The following is a 17,122-nucleotide window of genomic DNA, read 5'->3' on the forward strand; positions in this document are numbered from 1 at the left end:
TCTTCTAGTTTGACTCTATCCTGCCATGTTCCACATGAAACAACTTGCCAGTATCATCCAACATATCGGCGATTTGGCTTTCAGTGATAGAGCTTACAAATACTTGTGCGCCCGTCTCTTTTAAGCAGTCTGCTAGACGCTTGCGACGTTGGCTGTCTAATTCCGACGCAAAGTCGTCAATTAGATAAATACATTGTTTTCCGGTCATCTCTGTCAGATGTTGCCCTTGCGCCACGCGTAAGGCACACACCATGAGTTTTAATTGACCGCGTGACAAAACATCCTCAACGGGTGTTCCATTCACTTTAATGCGTAAATCCGCCTTGTTTGGGCCACTAAAGGTGTACCCCAACGCCTGATCACGCTCGAAATTTTTCTCTAGTATCTCATGATAAGGTGTATCTTTGTCCCAACCACGATAATACTTTAATTGGATCTCAAATTCTGGCAAAAATGTCTGACAGATGGCTTCCGCGACGGTTCTCATCTGCTCAATGTACTGCGCTCGCCACTGGCTGATGTTTTCAGCCAATCGAGCCATTTCTTGATCCCAATAACTGAGTTCGCGATAGCTTCTGGCGGTTTTCAACAGGGCATTACGTTGCTTGTTAAGGCGCTTAAATCGCCCCCATGCATCATAAAAAGCGGGCTCAGTATGAAATACCCCCCAATCAATAAATGCACGGCGATGTTTTGGGCCATCGGTAAGCAGATCAAATCCTTCCGGATGGATCAACTGCAACGGTAAAACTTGTGCAAGCTGCGCCAGTTTTTGTCCAGATTGACCGCCTATTTTAACCTCTGTAGACCCATCACGCTGCTTATTAATACCAATAGGTAGCTCAAATTGATCCGAGTTCAAAAAACGACCATGAACAAACAGCTCATGACATTCATTTTGGATAACTCGTCCCGTTAGTGAACTCTTGAAAGATCGGCCATGTCCGAGCAAGTAAATCGCTTCTAGGACACTGGTTTTTCCGCTGCCGTTTGGCCCAATAAGAAAGTTAAAGCCTGCTGATAAATGAATATCACAGGCTTTAATATTGCGAAATTGCTGAATGATGAGGCGAGAAAGTGGCATTCAGATGACTTATAGTCGAATTGGCATCACCACGTACATGGCACTGTCATCGTCTGCGTTTTCAATTAACGCACTGGCATTCGCATCAGACATTGACACGCGCACTTTGTCACAGCGCAATGTATTGAGCACATCAAGCACATAGCTAACGTTGAAGCCGATTTCAATTGCATCGCCTTCAAAGCTCACGTCTAGCATCTCTTCGGCTTCTTCTTGCTCTGGGTTATTCGCAGTAATGCGCATTTCACTGCCTGCAAGATTCACACGTACGCCGCGGAACTTTTCATTCGAAAGAATCGCAGCACGAGAGAAGGCTTGACGCAATTCATCACAACCCGCTTCAAGTGTTTTAGTCGTACTTTGCGGCATTACGCGGCGATAATCAGGGAAACGACCATCAACAAGCTTAGAAGTGAAGATAAAATTATTTACCTCTGCACGCACATTAGAACTACCAATTTGCAGTACAACGGGTTGCTCCGGTGCATCCATTAGCTTAACCAGCTCTTGCACACCTTTGCGCGGTACGATGATTTGTTTTTGAGCAAAATCTGCACCTAGCTGAGCTTGAGATACTGCCATACGGTGACCGTCAGTCGCCACACTGCGTAGCGTTGTGCCGTCAATCTCAAACAACATACCGTTTAGGTAATAACGAACATCTTGGTTCGCCATTGAGAATTGTGTTTTTTCGATCAGAGTGCGCAGTTCAACTTGAGTCAAAGAAACTTCAACTTCGCTTTGCCAATCTTCAATGTTTGGAAAATCGTTCGCTGGAAGCGTGGCTAATGAAAAACGACTACGACCCGAACGAACTTGGACGCGATCCCCTTCCAATACAAAAGTAATGATCGAGTCATCCGGTAGTCCGCGACAGATATCGAGAAACTTACGAGAAGGAACAGTAATGCTGCCGGCTTCAAAATCGCCCTCTAGAGTCACTTTGCTCACCAATTCTACTTCCAAATCGGTCGCAGTCATGGATAACACGTTCTCTTCTACTTTAATCAGTAGATTGCCAAGAATTGGCAGGGTTGCTCGGCCACCTAAAGCGCCCGACACTTGTTGTAGCGGTTTGATTAAATGACTACGTTCAATGGTAAATTTCATGCTTGGCTCTTTACGCTGTCAGCTCAATTAGTGATTTGCTTAGAATACTGTCATTCTAACCGATTAAGACGACAGGGTGCGAATCAAGTTAGAGTAATCTTCTTTGATATCGTGGCTCTCTTCACGCAACTGCTCAATCTTGCGACAAGCATGCAGTACCGTCGTATGGTCGCGACCACCAAATGCGTCACCAATTTCTGGCAAGCTGTGGTTGGTCAACTCTTTTGCCAGTGCCATTGCCAATTGGCGAGGACGAGCAACCGAGCGAGAGCGACGTTTTGAAAGCAAGTCCGCCACTTTAATCTTGTAATATTCCGCCACCGTCTTTTGGATATTGTCGATGGTCACTAACTTCTCTTGCAGAGCAAGAAGATCGCGCAGCGCTTCACGGACGAAATCAATCGTAATTGGACGGCCTGTAAAGTTCGCGTTGGCAATAACACGGTTAAGTGCGCCTTCAAGCTCACGAACATTAGAACGCAATCGCTTAGCAATAAAGAATGCCACTTCATCCGCTAGATGAATTTGGTGGTCTTCCGCTTTTTTCATCAAGATCGCAACGCGCGTTTCAAGCTCTGGTGGTTCGATCGCAACGGTTAGGCCCCAACCGAAACGCGATTTAAGACGATCCTCCACACCGCTGATCTCTTTTGGATAACGATCCGAAGTTAGGATGATCTGTTGATTACCCTCAAGCAGAGCATTGAAAGTATGGAAAAATTCTTCTTGAGAACGCTCTTTGTTTGCAAAGAACTGAATGTCATCGATAAGTAGTGCATCCACACTGCGGTAGTAGCGTTTGAATTCTTCAATCGCGTTGTTCTGCAGAGCTTTTACCATGTCTTGTACAAAACGCTCAGAGTGCATATACACCACTTTCGCATTTGGATTGTTATCCACAATCGCGTTACCCACGGCGTGCAATAAGTGCGTTTTACCTAAACCAGTACCGCCGTATAGAAACAATGGGTTGTAAGCCGCACCTGGGTTATCTGAAACCTGGCGAGCAGCAGCCAAACCCAGTTGGTTCGACTTACCTTCAACAAAGTTATTAAACTTATGTTTAGGATTCACGTTTGAGCGATGGTTGATATTAGCGATCGCTTGAGGGTCGTCATCCCACGTTTTGTGGACAGGTTTGCGTGCTTGCAATTGTGCAGGGGCCGATGACTCAGCCGCAACATCAGCCGGCGTACGTGTCGGTACCGGTTTTGGTGCAGCTACAGGGCGGCTACCCACTTCAAAGCGCAAGTTAGGAACATCATTACCGCAGTATTCCTGCAGTAAACGATTAATGCTATTCAGGTACTTATCGCGAACCCAATCCAACACAAAGCGGTTTGGAGCGAATAGAGTGAGAGTATTGTCATTGAGCTCCGCTTGTAACGGACGAACCCACATACTGAATTCTGTAGCTGGTAGCTCTTCTTGAAGCTGCTGCAAACATTGCAACCAAAGCGAAGATGACACGGTGCCCCCACTGAGTATTTGAATTATCGGAAAAGACTGGCAATTTTACCTGTTGATAACCAAGATCGCCAGTAATTGATCGACGATCCAGTGAATAAGATCTAAGTTATTCACAATTATTTCGCGCTAGATAGTGAGATCAACACATCTTGCCCCAAGATTGCCCACACAATGATCCACATTTGGTCAAAAATGCACAGATCTTGCTTCTGGTGATAACTCTGTGAATGAAATTTCTGTGCTTGATTCTTTTTGATCGTATTTCCCCACTTTTTGATGACGCTTTCATCACTCATGCTTCTCGATTGGCGACGATTTATACCAAATAGGATCTTATTACTCTCTGGACTAGGTTATTGCACTTGGTTATTTATTTAATTGAGCTAAGTGACAGTAGTATTTCCTACCATAAAAGTTTGGAGATGTATTATGAAACACTGGATTAAGATAGCGGTTGCTGTTATCGCTTTGTCTGCTACAACCGCTCAAGCGACAATCGACACTGCCGCAACTGAAGTAAAAGTCGGCATGTCAGGCCGCTACTTCCCATTTACCTTTGTTAAGCAAGACAAGCTTCAAGGTTTCGAAGTCGATATGTGGGATGAAATAGGCAAACGTAACAACTACAAGATCGAATACGTCACCGCAAACTTCTCTGGTTTATTTGGCCTGCTAGAAACCGGTCGTATCGATACTATCTCAAACCAAATTACGATGACGGACGCACGTAAAGCAAAATTCTTATTCGCTGACCCTTACGTCGTCGATGGTGCGCAAATCACAGTGCGTAAAGGCAATAACAACATTCAAAACGTTGAAGATCTCGCAGGAAAAACCGTTGCGGTTAACCTAGGTTCTAACTTTGAACAGCTCCTACGTAACTATGACAAAGACGGCAAGATCAACATCAAGACCTACGACACGGGAATTGAACACGACGTCGCACTAGGTCGTGCAGATGCGTTCATCATGGATCGTCTTTCTGCGCTAGAACTGATCAAGAAAACCGGTTTGCCTTTAGAACTTGCTGGTGAACCTTTTGAAACCATCGAGAACGCTTGGCCATTCGTGGATAACGAAAAAGGTCGCAAACTGCAGAAGCAAGTGAATAAAGCACTCACTGAAATGCGCGCCGACGGCACAGTAGAGAAAATTTCTGTGAAATGGTTTGGTGCCGACATCACTAAGTAAAACTTCTCTTCTTTTAGGGTGCAGAACGTTATCTCGCACCCTTTTTTAACTTAATCACAAGGTGGAACTTCGTATTCCACCTTTTCTTTTCTCAAGGTAATACGTCGTATGGGATTTGATTTTAATTACATGTTGGAGCTATTACCGATACTGCTTAAGTATCTTGGTACCACCATGGAAATGGCAACATGGGGATTGGTGTTTTCACTCATTCTGGCCGTGATTTTAGCTAACATTCGCGTATTCAGACTGCCAGTTCTCGATCAATTGAGTCAACTTTACATCAGCTTCTTTCGCGGAACACCGCTCTTAGTACAGCTGTTTTTGCTTTACTACGGCTTACCGCAAGTCTTTCCATTTATGGTGGGATTGGATGCCTTTTCAGCGGCAGTCATTGGTTTAACTCTGCACTTCGCAGCGTATATGGCAGAAAGCATTCGTGCCGCCATCATTGGTATTGATCGCAGCCAAATGGAAGCGAGCTTATCTGTCGGTATGACAACGCCCCAGGCAATGCGTCGTGTCATTCTGCCGCAGGCAACTCGTGTCGCGCTGCCATCGCTAATGAACTATTTTATCGACATGATCAAATCGACTTCTCTCGCATTCACACTTGGCGTGGCAGAAATCATGGCCAAAGCACAGATGGAGGCGTCCTCTAGCTTCCGTTTCTTTGAAGCTTTCCTTGCCGTTGCATTAATTTACTGGGGCGTCGTGGTCATTTTGACTCGAGTGCAGATTTGGGCAGAAGCGAAATTAAATAAGGCGTATGTACGATGATCAAACTAGAAAATATCCACAAGCGCTTTGGTGATACAGAAGTGCTCAAAGGCATCGATCTCGACATAAAACAAGGCGAGATCATTGTGATTATCGGCTCTAGTGGTACAGGTAAATCAACGCTACTTCGCACTGTGAACTTCCTTGAGCAAGCAGACCAAGGCCGAATTACCATTGATAATATTTCTGTTGATACGCAGAAGCACACTAAAGCAGAAGTATTGGCATTACGCCGTCGAACTGGATTTGTTTTCCAAAACTACGCGCTATTTGCTCATATGACGGCTCGCCAAAACATTGCAGAGGGCTTGATCACCGTGCGTGGTTGGAAGAAAGACGACGCTCATAAGCGCGCGCAAGAGATTCTGGATGACATTGGCCTTGGTGATAAAGGCGAAAGTTATCCAGCGGCACTGTCAGGTGGTCAACAACAGCGAGTGGGTATCGCTCGAGCCATGGCGTTGCAGCCAGAATTGCTACTATTTGATGAACCAACTTCTGCATTGGATCCTGAATGGGTTGGAGAAGTTCTCTCATTAATGAAGAGGTTAGCGAATCAACATCAAACGATGCTGGTGGTCACACACGAAATGCAGTTCGCCAAAGAAGTCGCCGACAGAGTGATCTTTATGGCCGATGGTAATATTGTCGAACAAGGTTCTCCACAGGATATTTTCGACAATCCACAAGATCTTCGTTTGCAAAAATTCCTTAACCAAGTGGGAATAGAGTAAAGATCAAGCATCAAGATCAATCGATCCTTGAGATTTTACTCACACTACGTATAATCGCCCGGTCGGAATTTCATACGCATGAGTCATTGACACATTATGTGAGTGTGATTACAATTCCGCCTCTTTGTTGAGAGGCGTCGGTTGTTCTTCTCTATATAAAGAGCTTCTTCATATAAAGAAAGCATATTGCCCTCGCCGGGTTTAACAAGAACCTAAAACTACTGATCAGTAAAGGTAATTATCATGAAACGCACTTTTCAACCTACAGTTCTAAAGCGCAAGCGTACTCACGGCTTCCGTGCTCGCATGGCAACTAAGAACGGTCGTAAAGTTATTAACGCACGTCGTGCAAAAGGCCGTGCGCGCCTATCAAAATAATCGCTAGTTTATTTTGAACACGTACGCGTTTAATCGGGAGTTACGTTTGTTAACTCCCGAGCATTATCAAAACGTCTTTCAGCAAGCTCATCGAGCTGGCTCGCCTCATTTCACCATCATTGCTCGTAATAACGACCTATCTCATCCTCGACTAGGTTTAGCCGTTCCGAAAAAACAAATCAAAACTGCCGTTGGCCGAAATCGTTTTAAACGTTTGGCTCGCGAAAGCTTTCGTAACAAACAACATCAGCTTCCAAATAAAGATTTTGTTGTGATTGCTAAGAAAAGCGCGCAAGATTTAAGCAATGAGGAAATTTTAAAGTTGTTTGATAAGCTATGGCATCGCCTGTCTCGCCCCTCTCGTGGATAGCCATTGGGCTCATTTATCTCTACCGTTGGTTTATAAGCCCTCTGATTGGTCCTCGCTGCCGATTTACTCCAACCTGCTCAACTTATGCCTTAGAAGCACTGAGAGCTCACGGTTTTGTAAAAGGGTGTTGGTTATCAGGCAAACGTCTATTAAAATGCCACCCTTTGAATGAAGGGGGGTATGACCCCATTCCACCAGTCCAAAAACAAGACAGAGATAAATAACGATGGATTCTCAACGTAATATCCTGCTCATCGCTCTGGCTCTGGTTTCTTTCTTGCTATTCCAACAATGGCAAGTCGCAAAGAATCCAGCACCTCAAGCGGTTGAACAGGCTCAATCAAGCAGTACTCTACCTGCACCATCTTTTGCGGATGAGCTTGATCCAGTTCCGGGTCAACAACAAGCATCAGCAAAAACTATCACAGTAACGACTGATGTTTTAACTCTGTCGATCGACACCGTTGGTGGCGATGTGGTACATGCCGATCTAAACAAGTACGCTGCTGAGCTCGACTCATCAGACCCATTCGTTCTGTTACAAGACACCCAAGGTCACCAATATATCGCTCAAAGCGGTCTAGTGGGACCACAAGGTATCGATGTTAGCAGCACTAACCGCCCTCACTACAACGTGAGCGCAGACAGCTTTACGCTCGCTGACGGTCAAGACGAACTGCGCGTTCCAATGACCTTTACTGCAAATGGCATTGACTATACAAAGACTTACGTACTTAAACGTGGTAGCTATGCCATGAACGTTGAGTACGATATTGTCAACAAGTCAGGCAACAATGCTGCACTAGGTATGTACGCGCATTTGCGTCATAACCTAATGGATGCGGGTGGTAGTATCACCATGCCAACTTACCTTGGTGGCGCTTACTCAACAGAAAGTGTTAAGTACGAAAAGTACAGCTTTGATGACATGCAAGATCGTAACCTGTCAGTGAATCTACCAAATGGTGAAGGTTGGGCTGCTATTATTCAGCACTACTTTGCATCAGCTTGGATCCCGCGTGATGAGCCAGGTACGACTATCTACACTCGAGTGATTGGTAATCTGGGTGATATCGGTATTCGCATGCCGAATAAGACTATCGCAGATGGTGGCAGTGCAAACTTTACTGCGACACTTTGGGTTGGTCCAAAACTTCAAGACCAGATGGCGCAAGTAGCACCAAATCTTAACCTTACCGTAGATTACGGTTGGTTATGGTTTATTGCTCAGCCACTGCACTGGTTGCTTGATACGATTCACGGTTTTGTTGGCAACTGGGGTGTGGCGATTATTCTACTGACATTCATTGTTCGTGGTGCAATGTACCCACTAACGAAAGCGCAATACACATCTATGGCGAAAATGCGCATGCTACAGCCTAAGCTGCAAGCAATGCGTGAGCGCATCGGTGATGACCGTCAGCGCATGAGCCAAGAGATGATGGAACTGTACAAGAAAGAGAAAGTGAACCCACTGGGTGGCTGTCTACCTCTTCTTCTACAGATGCCTATCTTCATCGCGCTTTACTGGGCACTAATGGAATCGGTTGAGCTACGTCACTCACCATTCTTTGGTTGGATTCATGACCTTTCAGCACAGGACCCTTACTACATCCTGCCGCTACTGATGGGTGCTTCAATGTTCCTAATCCAGAAGATGAGCCCTACGACGGTAACGGATCCAATGCAACAGAAGATCATGACCTTTATGCCGGTTATGTTTACGTTCTTCTTCTTGTTCTTCCCATCAGGACTAGTTCTATACTGGTTGGTATCGAACATCGTTACGCTAATTCAACAAACTTTGATCTACAAAGCGCTGGAGAAAAAAGGCTTACACACCAAGTAACCTTTGCATAAAAACATGAGAAAGGCGGCCAAAAGGTCGCCTTTTTGTTTTTGGCTGATTACAATTCAGCTAATTAATGGTTATGGCTCCCTAGGCTCTATTGACCTATAGCCCAGCTCAAAAGGCAATATTATGACTACAGATACGATTGTCGCCCAAGCAACCGCACCAGGCCGTGGTGGTGTTGGTATTATTCGTGTTTCAGGCCCTAAGGCCAACCAAGTGGCACTAGAAGTCACAGGTAAAACGCTAAAGCCTCGCTACGCAGAGTATCTGCCATTCCAAGCGGAAGATGGCACCGTGCTAGACCAAGGCATTGCACTGTACTTCCCTAACCCACATTCTTTTACAGGTGAAGACATACTTGAACTGCAAGGCCACGGTGGCCCTGTGGTAATGGACATGCTGATTAAGCGCATTTTGGGCATTGATGGCGTTCGAGCGGCTCGCCCAGGTGAATTCTCGGAGCGTGCATTCTTAAACGATAAGATGGATTTAACCCAAGCAGAAGCGATTGCGGACTTGATTGATGCAAGCTCTGAAGAAGCGGCGAAATCGGCGTTACAATCATTGCAAGGTCAGTTCTCACAGCGTATTCAAACGTTAGTGGAGTCTTTAATCTATCTGCGTATATACGTAGAAGCGGCCATCGACTTCCCAGAAGAAGAAATCGACTTTCTTGCCGATGGTAAAGTGTCAGCAGATTTGCAAACCATCATCGACAACCTAGAAGCGGTGCGCAAAGAGGCTAACCAAGGCGCGATTATGCGTGAGGGGATGAAAGTCGTGATCGCCGGTCGTCCTAACGCTGGTAAATCAAGCCTACTTAACGCATTGTCAGGCAAAGAGTCTGCCATCGTAACTGATATCGCGGGTACCACTCGAGACGTCCTACGTGAGCATATCCACATTGATGGTATGCCGCTGCATATCATTGATACTGCAGGTCTACGTGATGCTTCCGATGAAGTAGAGAAAATCGGTATCGAGCGTGCCTGGGATGAAATCGCTCAAGCAGACCGTGTTCTGTTCATGGTGGACGGCACCACAACCGACGCAACGGATCCAAAAGAAATTTGGCCGGACTTTGTCGATCGCCTACCAAGTAACATGGGCATGACAGTGATCCGCAATAAAGCTGATCAAACAAATGAAGAGATGGGGATCTGCCATGTTAACGATCCAACTCTGATTCGCCTATCAGCAAAAACGGGTGCAGGTGTTGATGCCCTGCGTACGCATTTAAAAGAGTGCATGGGCTTCTCTGGTAATACAGAAGGTGGGTTTATGGCGCGCCGTCGTCACCTAGACGCCCTTGAACGTGCCGCTCAGCACCTCCAAATAGGCCAGGAGCAGCTTGAGGGCTTCATGGCTGGAGAAATCCTAGCAGAAGAGCTACGTATTACTCAGCAGCACCTCAATGAGATTACCGGTGAGTTCAGCTCTGATGACCTCCTCGGCCGAATCTTCTCTTCATTCTGTATCGGTAAATAACCAAAACGCGCGGTGTTAAGCATAAGTTTAACACCGCGCTTCTTTTTATGCTGACGCACGGCAGTTATCCAAAGCGCCAGTATGGCTCAATAAAGGAAGACACATGATCCACATTATAACAGGCAGTACGCTAGGTGGCGCAGAATACGTCGGTGATCACATTAGTGATCTCCTCAACGAAAACGGATTTGAAACAACGATCCACAACCAACCAGAACTGACCTCGATCGATAATCAAGGCACATGGCTTGTGATCACCTCGACTCATGGTGCGGGTGATTACCCAGATAACATTCAACCGTTTATTGATGCTTTACAAAATACACCACCAAAGATGACGAATGTAAAGTTTGCGGTAATCGCCATCGGTGACTCAAGCTATGACACATTCTGTGCCGCTGGTCAGCACGCATATGACTTACTAGAAGATATTGGTGCAACACCGATGGCTGATTGCTTTAAAATAGATGTACTTAGCCATGCAGTTCCTGAAGACGCTGCAGAAGCATGGTTGCAAGAGAACTTAAGCCAATTTTCAGCTTAATCTCTCCTTCATAGAGTCGCGTCGCGGCTCTATTTTCTCTCCTGACTACGAACCCCTCTCCATTTTTCTTGTTCAACCGCTCAAAAAACGCCCAAAGCATTTGTGGATAAGTCAGGTAAGATCCAGTGATTTTCCTTTAGTTATCCAAATAACAACTTAGATCCTTTTTTACCCCTGTGCATAACCATCAATTTTGATCTCAGGAAATCCTCGATCTGATCAACGCATGATCACAAGATATGATCCCAAAAAGATCCATGATCTTGTTGATCATTTTTCAGTTATCCACAGAAGTGGTCGATCCTAATAATAGATCTAATAAAAGATCATATATATAGATCTTATATATATAGTCTTTGAGGCTAAAATTTGAAAAGCGAGAAAACGATTCTCTCTCTCCGATAAAAAAGGTAAAATACCGCTCTTTTTTATCTGCCCATTAAATCCTTTGAATACCTGAGGTCAGTTCATGCTTTATCACGAAAACTTTGACGTCATTGTTGTCGGTGGCGGACACGCAGGAACGGAAGCCGCGCTCGCATCTGCACGCACAGGACAAAAAACGCTCCTTCTCACCCATAACATCGATACATTAGGCCAAATGTCTTGTAACCCAGCGATTGGTGGTATCGGTAAAGGTCACTTAGTAAAAGAAGTGGATGCTATGGGCGGTCTAATGGCACAAGCCATTGACCATGCAGGTATTCAATTCCGAACACTTAATGCCTCAAAAGGCCCTGCGGTTCGTGCAACTCGCGCTCAAGCAGACCGCGCATTGTACAAAGCGTATGTACGCGATGCGTTAGAAAACGCGCCAAACTTAACGCTATTCCAACAATCGGTCGATGATCTGATTGTGGAACAAGATCGTGTCATTGGCGTTGTGACTCAAATGGGTCTTAAGTTCCGTGCAAAAGCGGTAGTATTAACGGTCGGTACTTTCTTGGGTGGTAAGATCCATATTGGTCTTGAAAGTTCAGCGGGTGGCCGTGCAGGGGATCCTCCATCGATCGCATTAGCGGATCGACTACGTGAACTACCATTCCGAGTGGATCGTTTGAAAACGGGTACACCACCGCGTATTGATGCTCGCAGCGTTGATTTCTCGGTGCTTGAAGCCCAACATGGTGACAATCCAACACCTGTATTTTCATTCATGGGCAAACGTGAACATCATCCGCGTCAAATCCCATGTTTTATTACGCATACCAATGAGCAAACTCATGAGGTGATCCGCAACAACCTAGATCGTAGCCCAATGTATGCAGGCGTGATCGAGGGTATCGGTCCGCGTTACTGCCCTTCTATCGAAGACAAAGTGATGCGCTTTGCAGATAAAAACAGTCACCAAATCTTCATTGAGCCAGAAGGTCTTACAACTCACGAGCTTTACCCGAATGGTATCTCCACGAGTTTGCCATTTGACGTACAAGTTCAAATCGTTCGCTCAATGAAAGGGTTTGAAAATGCGCACATCGTTCGTCCAGGTTACGCAATTGAGTACGATTTCTTCGACCCACGTGATTTGAAGCAAACCTACGAAACCAAATTCATCAGTGGTTTGTTCTTTGCGGGCCAAATCAACGGCACGACGGGTTACGAAGAAGCGGCCGCACAAGGTCTAATGGCGGGTCTGAACGCGAGTTTGTATAGCCAAGACAAAGATGGCTGGAGTCCACGTCGTGACCAAGCCTACGTCGGCGTATTGATTGATGACTTGTCAACAATGGGTACCAAAGAGCCTTACCGTATGTTTACGTCTCGCGCGGAGTACCGTTTGTTACTGCGTGAAGACAATGCCGATCTGCGTTTGACAGAAAAAGCGCGTGAACTTGGTTTGATTGATGATGCTCGTTGGGCCCGTTTTAATGAAAAAATCGATAACATGGAGACTGAGCGTCAACGTCTAAAATCGACGTGGATGAACCCGAACTCTGTCGGTATCGATGAGCTGAACAAGTTATTGAAGACTCCAATGGCACGTGAAGCAAGCGGTGAAGATCTTTTGCGTCGCCCAGAGATCACATACTCACAGCTCACTCAGCTCGATGCATTCGCTCCTGCTCTAGAAGATCAACAAGCGGCTGAGCAGGTTGAAATTCAAGTGAAGTACGATGGTTACATTAAGCGTCAGCAAGATGAGATCGAAAAATCACTGCGCCATGAGAACACTAAACTGCCAACAGACTTGGATTACAAAAACGTAAAAGGTCTGTCGAATGAAGTGGTTGCTAAATTAAGCGATGCAAAACCAGAGAGTATTGGTATTGCATCTCGCATTTCTGGCATTACGCCAGCGGCAATCTCCATTCTGCTTGTGCATTTGAAAAAGCATGGTTTGTTGAAAAAAGGTGAGGAAGAGTAATGAGCGCTTTACGCACCAAATTGGATGCTCTGATCGCACAAACGGATTTAGAAGTATCTGAAAAACAACGCGAGCAGTTAGTCGGTTACGTCGAACTGCTCGATAAGTGGAACAAGGCATACAACTTAACGTCAGTGCGCGATCCACTTGATATGTTAGTGAAACATATTCTTGATAGTATCGTCGTTAGCGCTCACTTACCGGGTGAGCGTTTTATCGATGTGGGCACCGGTCCTGGGCTACCAGGTATCCCGCTTGCCATTATGAATCCTGGCAAGACGTTCTTTTTGCTTGATAGCCTTGGTAAACGTGTTCGCTTTATCAAGCAAGTTATTCATACGTTGGGGCTTCAAAATGTGACGCCAATTCAAAGTCGTGTGGAAGAGTTCCAGCCCGAAGAAAAATTTGATGGCGTTTTGAGTCGAGCTTTTGCTTCAATGACGGATATGGTGGAATGGTGTCATCATCTGCCTAAACAAGGTTCAGGAGTGTTTCTCGCATTGAAGGGACAACACCCTAAAGATGAAATAGATCTGCTTCCTGAATGGTGCTGTGTGACCGAGATCATATCTTTAGCTGTTCCTGAGTTGGAAGGTGATCGTCATCTAGTAATCTTATCGCGCAAGGAAAATTAGCGAGGTAATCGTGGGTAAAATCGTAGCAATCGCCAACCAGAAAGGTGGGGTCGGCAAAACAACAACGTGCATTAACTTAGCCGCTTCGATGGCAGCAACAAAGCGCAAGGTTTTGGTGATCGATCTCGACCCCCAAGGGAATGCTACGATGGCCAGTGGTGTCGATAAATACATGGTCGACGCCACCGCGTATGATCTTCTTGTAGAAGATGCCCCGTTTGATCAGGTCGTATGCACCGATACATCTGGAAAATATGACCTGATTGCAGCAAATGGCGATGTTACCGCTGCTGAAATCAAGTTGATGGAAGTGTTCGCTCGAGAAGTGCGTTTAAAAAATGCACTTGCGTCAGTTCGCGATAACTATGATTTCATCTTTATCGATTGTCCCCCTTCTCTAAACCTTCTTACAATCAATGCTATGGCCGCAGCGGATTCTGTGCTGGTGCCGATGCAATGTGAATACTTTGCGTTAGAAGGTTTGACTGCTCTTATGGATACAATCAGCAAGTTAGCGGCCGTGGTCAATGAAAACCTCAAAATCGAGGGTTTACTGCGTACTATGTACGATCCTCGTAACCGCCTGTCTAATGAAGTATCCGACCAACTTAAAAAACACTTTGGTAGTAAAGTTTACCGTACTGTGATCCCACGTAATGTGCGTTTGGCCGAAGCGCCGAGCCACGGTAAACCTGCAATGTACTATGACAAGTACTCTGCTGGCGCCAAAGCGTATCTTGCTCTAGCGGGCGAAATGCTCCGCCGCGAAGAAATCCCAGTTTAACTCTAACTTAAGGAATTCATCCTATGTCTAAGCGTGGTCTTGGAAAAGGACTGGACGCGCTGCTTTCGACCAGTTCATTAGCGCGTGAAAAACAGCATATAGCATCGCACAGTCAAGCGTTGTCGGCTGACGGCGAGCTCGTGGATTTAGCGATTAGCCAATTGCAGCCAGGTGTGTACCAACCGCGTAAAGATATGGCACCAGAAGCGCTAGAAGAGCTAGCGGCTTCGATTCAGTCGCAAGGTATCATTCAACCTATCGTGGCTCGCCAAGTGCCGAGCGGTCAGTTTGAAATCATTGCGGGTGAGCGTCGATGGCGCGCTGCAAAACAAGCGGGCTTGAAGCGTGTACCTTGTTTGGTCAAGAAAGTCGAAGATCGCGCGGCCATTGCGATGGCGTTGATTGAAAATATTCAGCGCGAAGACTTAAACGTTATTGAAGAAGCGCAAGCACTTGAACGCCTACAAGACGAATTCACGCTTACGCATCAACAAGTTGCCGATGTTATTGGCAAATCAAGAACGACGGTAAGTAACCTATTACGTCTAAATCAATTAGAGAATGACGTAAAAGGTCTGGTTGCCAACAAAAAATTAGAAATGGGTCATGCTAGAGCGCTATTGGCGTTAGATGGCGAGCAACAAGTCGAGATTGCACAGCTTGTTGCCAAGAAACAAATGACCGTTCGCCAAACCGAACAGTTAGTAAAAAAGTGCTTAGCCCCACAAAATGAGCAAAAAGCGCAACAAGAAGATATCGAAGCAGAGCAAATGTCGCATAAATTGAGTCTGCTGCTTGATGCTAAGGTTTCCGTTGTTCGCGCTGCAAGTGGCAAAGCGAAGCTAACGATAAGTCTTGATGAGCCTCACAAATTGGAGCAACTAATTGCCAAGCTAGAGGCCTAAGTGAGATAATTGATTTAGGTCAATTAATTAAAATAATCGAATTTTGTGTAAAAGTTGTCGGTTTGTAAACAGAAATGTAAGTTTTTGATGCAATATAATTGCATTCAAGCGGACTCACCGTATAATTTTTGCCAATTTCCCTGCACAGTGAGTTTAGTGCGAAGTGGATATTATTAGAGGTACGAATACATGGTAGCTGCGTTAGCTAGACCAGGACGAGAGCTCGCAAAGCAATTGTTAATGATCCAGTCTGGCGCGGTTATTTTTGTGGCTGCAGGAATGGCGATAGCCGTAAATCCTGAATGGGGACTTTCAGCGCTAGTGGGCGGTGGCATATTTGTTGTTGCCAATGCCGTCTTTGCGTTATGTGCTTTTATGTTTAGTGGGGCTCGCGCTGCCAAGCGTGTCGCGGCGTCTTTCTATGCGGGTGAAGTTCTGAAAATCCTCATCACGGTTGTGTTGTTCTACGTAGCCTACATGTATATGCAGGTGGAACTTGTTCCCCTCAAACTAACCTATTTGCTGGTACTAGGTATTAATATCTGTGCACCAGTGCTATTCATTAACAACAAAAAATAGGATGAGTTATGGCTGCGCCAGGTGAAGCGCTAACATCGTCCGGATACATTGCCCACCACTTATCAAACCTTTCTTTAGCTAAGTTAGGCTTGGTAGCGGATGAAGCAAGTTTCTGGAACGTACATATCGATAGCCTGTTTTTTTCTTGGTTTACGGGTTTAATTTTCTTAGGAATTTTTTACAAAGTAGCGAAGAAAACAACAGCAGGTGTACCGGGTAAGCTTCAGTGTGCTGTAGAAATGATCGTTGAATTTGTCGCGGAAAACGTCAAAGACACGTTCCATGGACGCAACCCACTGATCGCGCCTTTAGCACTGACTATCTTTTGTTGGGTATTCTTGATGAACGTGATGGACTTAGTCCCGATCGACTTCTTGCCTTACCCAGCAGAGCATTGGCTAGGTATCCCTTATCTTAAGGTTGTACCGTCTGCTGATGTGAATATCACCATGGCTATGGCTCTAGGCGTTTTTGCATTGATGATTTACTACAGCATCAAAGTAAAAGGTCTAGGTGGATTCGCAAAAGAACTTGCACTACATCCATTCAATCACCCACTGATGATCCCGTTTAACCTACTGATCGAAGTGGTATCGCTACTTGCGAAACCTCTTTCACTTGGTATGCGTCTATTCGGTAACATGTTTGCGGGTGAGGTTGTATTCATTCTTTGTGCGGCAATGCTACCATGGTACTTACAATGGATGGGTTCACTACCGTGGGCAATCTTCCATATCTTGGTTATTACGATTCAAGCCTTCGTATTCATGATGTTGACAATTGTTTACCTGTCAATGGCACACGAAGATTCTGATCATTAATTTTTTAAGCTTTTTATTTGGGCACTAAG

18 protein-coding genes are annotated in these 17,122 nt (G+C 45.5%); 15 read left to right on the forward strand and 3 right to left on the reverse strand.

Going from position 1 to position 17,122, the window contains the following annotated elements; translation table 11 throughout:
* Window positions 1-4: 4 nt before the first annotated feature.
* The 3 genes from recF to dnaA form a co-directional block, all read right to left on the reverse strand.
* The gene (recF, locus tag KHN78_RS07605) at window positions 5-1,084 is read right to left on the reverse strand and encodes a DNA replication/repair protein RecF (protein ID WP_211915669.1); all 1,080 of its coding nucleotides are present in this window, start codon (window positions 1,082-1,084) and stop codon (window positions 5-7) included.
* A 9-nt stretch (window positions 1,085-1,093) separates the two neighbouring features.
* Window positions 1,094-2,194 (reverse strand): DNA polymerase III subunit beta, encoded by a 1,101-nt coding sequence (dnaN, locus tag KHN78_RS07610; RefSeq protein ID WP_211915670.1) that lies wholly within the window; start codon window positions 2,192-2,194, stop codon window positions 1,094-1,096.
* Between the two features lie 63 nt (window positions 2,195-2,257).
* Complete coding sequence (dnaA, locus tag KHN78_RS07615) at window positions 2,258-3,664, reverse strand: chromosomal replication initiator protein DnaA (RefSeq protein WP_128809806.1); 1,407 nt, start codon at window positions 3,662-3,664, stop codon at window positions 2,258-2,260.
* Window positions 3,665-4,093: 429 nt separating this feature from the next.
* Between dnaA and KHN78_RS07620 the strand changes: the two genes are divergently transcribed.
* From KHN78_RS07620 to atpB, 15 genes are all read left to right on the forward strand, one after another.
* Entirely contained in the window at window positions 4,094-4,855 is a 762-nt protein-coding gene (locus tag KHN78_RS07620) for an amino acid ABC transporter substrate-binding protein (protein WP_211915671.1), read from the forward strand.
* A 108-nt stretch (window positions 4,856-4,963) separates the two neighbouring features.
* Window positions 4,964-5,635: an amino acid ABC transporter permease gene (locus KHN78_RS07625; RefSeq protein WP_211915672.1), complete on the forward strand. Its 672-nt coding sequence runs from the start codon at window positions 4,964-4,966 to the stop codon at window positions 5,633-5,635.
* A complete protein-coding gene (locus tag KHN78_RS07630; protein WP_211915673.1) occupies window positions 5,632-6,369 on the forward strand; it encodes an amino acid ABC transporter ATP-binding protein in 738 nt (245 codons plus the stop codon). Before KHN78_RS07625 ends, KHN78_RS07630 begins: the two co-directional genes overlap by 4 nt.
* A gap of 243 nt (window positions 6,370-6,612) precedes the next feature.
* Complete coding sequence (gene rpmH, locus KHN78_RS07635; RefSeq protein WP_005378825.1) at window positions 6,613-6,747, forward strand: 50S ribosomal protein L34; 135 nt, start codon at window positions 6,613-6,615, stop codon at window positions 6,745-6,747.
* Between the two features lie 46 nt (window positions 6,748-6,793).
* Entirely contained in the window at window positions 6,794-7,117 is a 324-nt protein-coding gene (rnpA, locus tag KHN78_RS07640; protein ID WP_241214344.1) for a ribonuclease P protein component, read from the forward strand.
* The gene (yidD, locus tag KHN78_RS07645; protein WP_099080494.1) at window positions 7,084-7,341 is read left to right on the forward strand and encodes a membrane protein insertion efficiency factor YidD; all 258 of its coding nucleotides are present in this window, start codon (window positions 7,084-7,086) and stop codon (window positions 7,339-7,341) included. The genes rnpA and yidD overlap by 34 nt, the downstream gene beginning before the upstream one ends.
* Window positions 7,342-7,343: 2 nt before the next feature.
* Window positions 7,344-8,966 (forward strand): membrane protein insertase YidC, encoded by a 1,623-nt coding sequence (yidC, locus tag KHN78_RS07650; RefSeq protein ID WP_211915674.1) that lies wholly within the window; start codon window positions 7,344-7,346, stop codon window positions 8,964-8,966.
* A 132-nt stretch (window positions 8,967-9,098) separates the two neighbouring features.
* Entirely contained in the window at window positions 9,099-10,460 is a 1,362-nt protein-coding gene (mnmE, locus tag KHN78_RS07655; protein ID WP_211915675.1) for a tRNA uridine-5-carboxymethylaminomethyl(34) synthesis GTPase MnmE, read from the forward strand.
* A 103-nt stretch (window positions 10,461-10,563) separates the two neighbouring features.
* Window positions 10,564-11,004 (forward strand): FMN-binding protein MioC, encoded by a 441-nt coding sequence (gene mioC / locus KHN78_RS07660; RefSeq protein WP_211915676.1) that lies wholly within the window; start codon window positions 10,564-10,566, stop codon window positions 11,002-11,004.
* A gap of 469 nt (window positions 11,005-11,473) precedes the next feature.
* Entirely contained in the window at window positions 11,474-13,369 is a 1,896-nt protein-coding gene (gene mnmG, locus KHN78_RS07665) for a tRNA uridine-5-carboxymethylaminomethyl(34) synthesis enzyme MnmG (protein WP_128812208.1), read from the forward strand.
* Window positions 13,369-14,004 (forward strand): 16S rRNA (guanine(527)-N(7))-methyltransferase RsmG, encoded by a 636-nt coding sequence (gene rsmG, locus KHN78_RS07670; RefSeq protein WP_211915677.1) that lies wholly within the window; start codon window positions 13,369-13,371, stop codon window positions 14,002-14,004. Before mnmG ends, rsmG begins: the two co-directional genes overlap by 1 nt.
* A gap of 10 nt (window positions 14,005-14,014) precedes the next feature.
* Window positions 14,015-14,788: a ParA family protein gene (locus tag KHN78_RS07675; RefSeq protein WP_211915678.1), complete on the forward strand. Its 774-nt coding sequence runs from the start codon at window positions 14,015-14,017 to the stop codon at window positions 14,786-14,788.
* Between the two features lie 23 nt (window positions 14,789-14,811).
* Window positions 14,812-15,693 carry a ParB/RepB/Spo0J family partition protein gene (locus tag KHN78_RS07680; RefSeq protein WP_211915679.1) on the forward strand — a complete coding sequence of 294 codons (882 nt, stop codon included), beginning with the start codon at window positions 14,812-14,814 and terminating at the stop codon, window positions 15,691-15,693.
* A 189-nt stretch (window positions 15,694-15,882) separates the two neighbouring features.
* Window positions 15,883-16,272 carry a F0F1 ATP synthase subunit I gene (locus KHN78_RS07685; RefSeq protein ID WP_128812200.1) on the forward strand — a complete coding sequence of 130 codons (390 nt, stop codon included), beginning with the start codon at window positions 15,883-15,885 and terminating at the stop codon, window positions 16,270-16,272.
* A gap of 8 nt (window positions 16,273-16,280) precedes the next feature.
* Window positions 16,281-17,093: a F0F1 ATP synthase subunit A gene (atpB, locus tag KHN78_RS07690; protein ID WP_010444751.1), complete on the forward strand. Its 813-nt coding sequence runs from the start codon at window positions 16,281-16,283 to the stop codon at window positions 17,091-17,093.
* Window positions 17,094-17,122: the final 29 nt, after the last annotated feature.

The sequence above is a fragment of the Vibrio sp. B1REV9 genome (assembly GCF_905175395.2).
Lineage (GTDB): Bacteria > Pseudomonadota > Gammaproteobacteria > Enterobacterales > Vibrionaceae > Vibrio > Vibrio alfacsensis.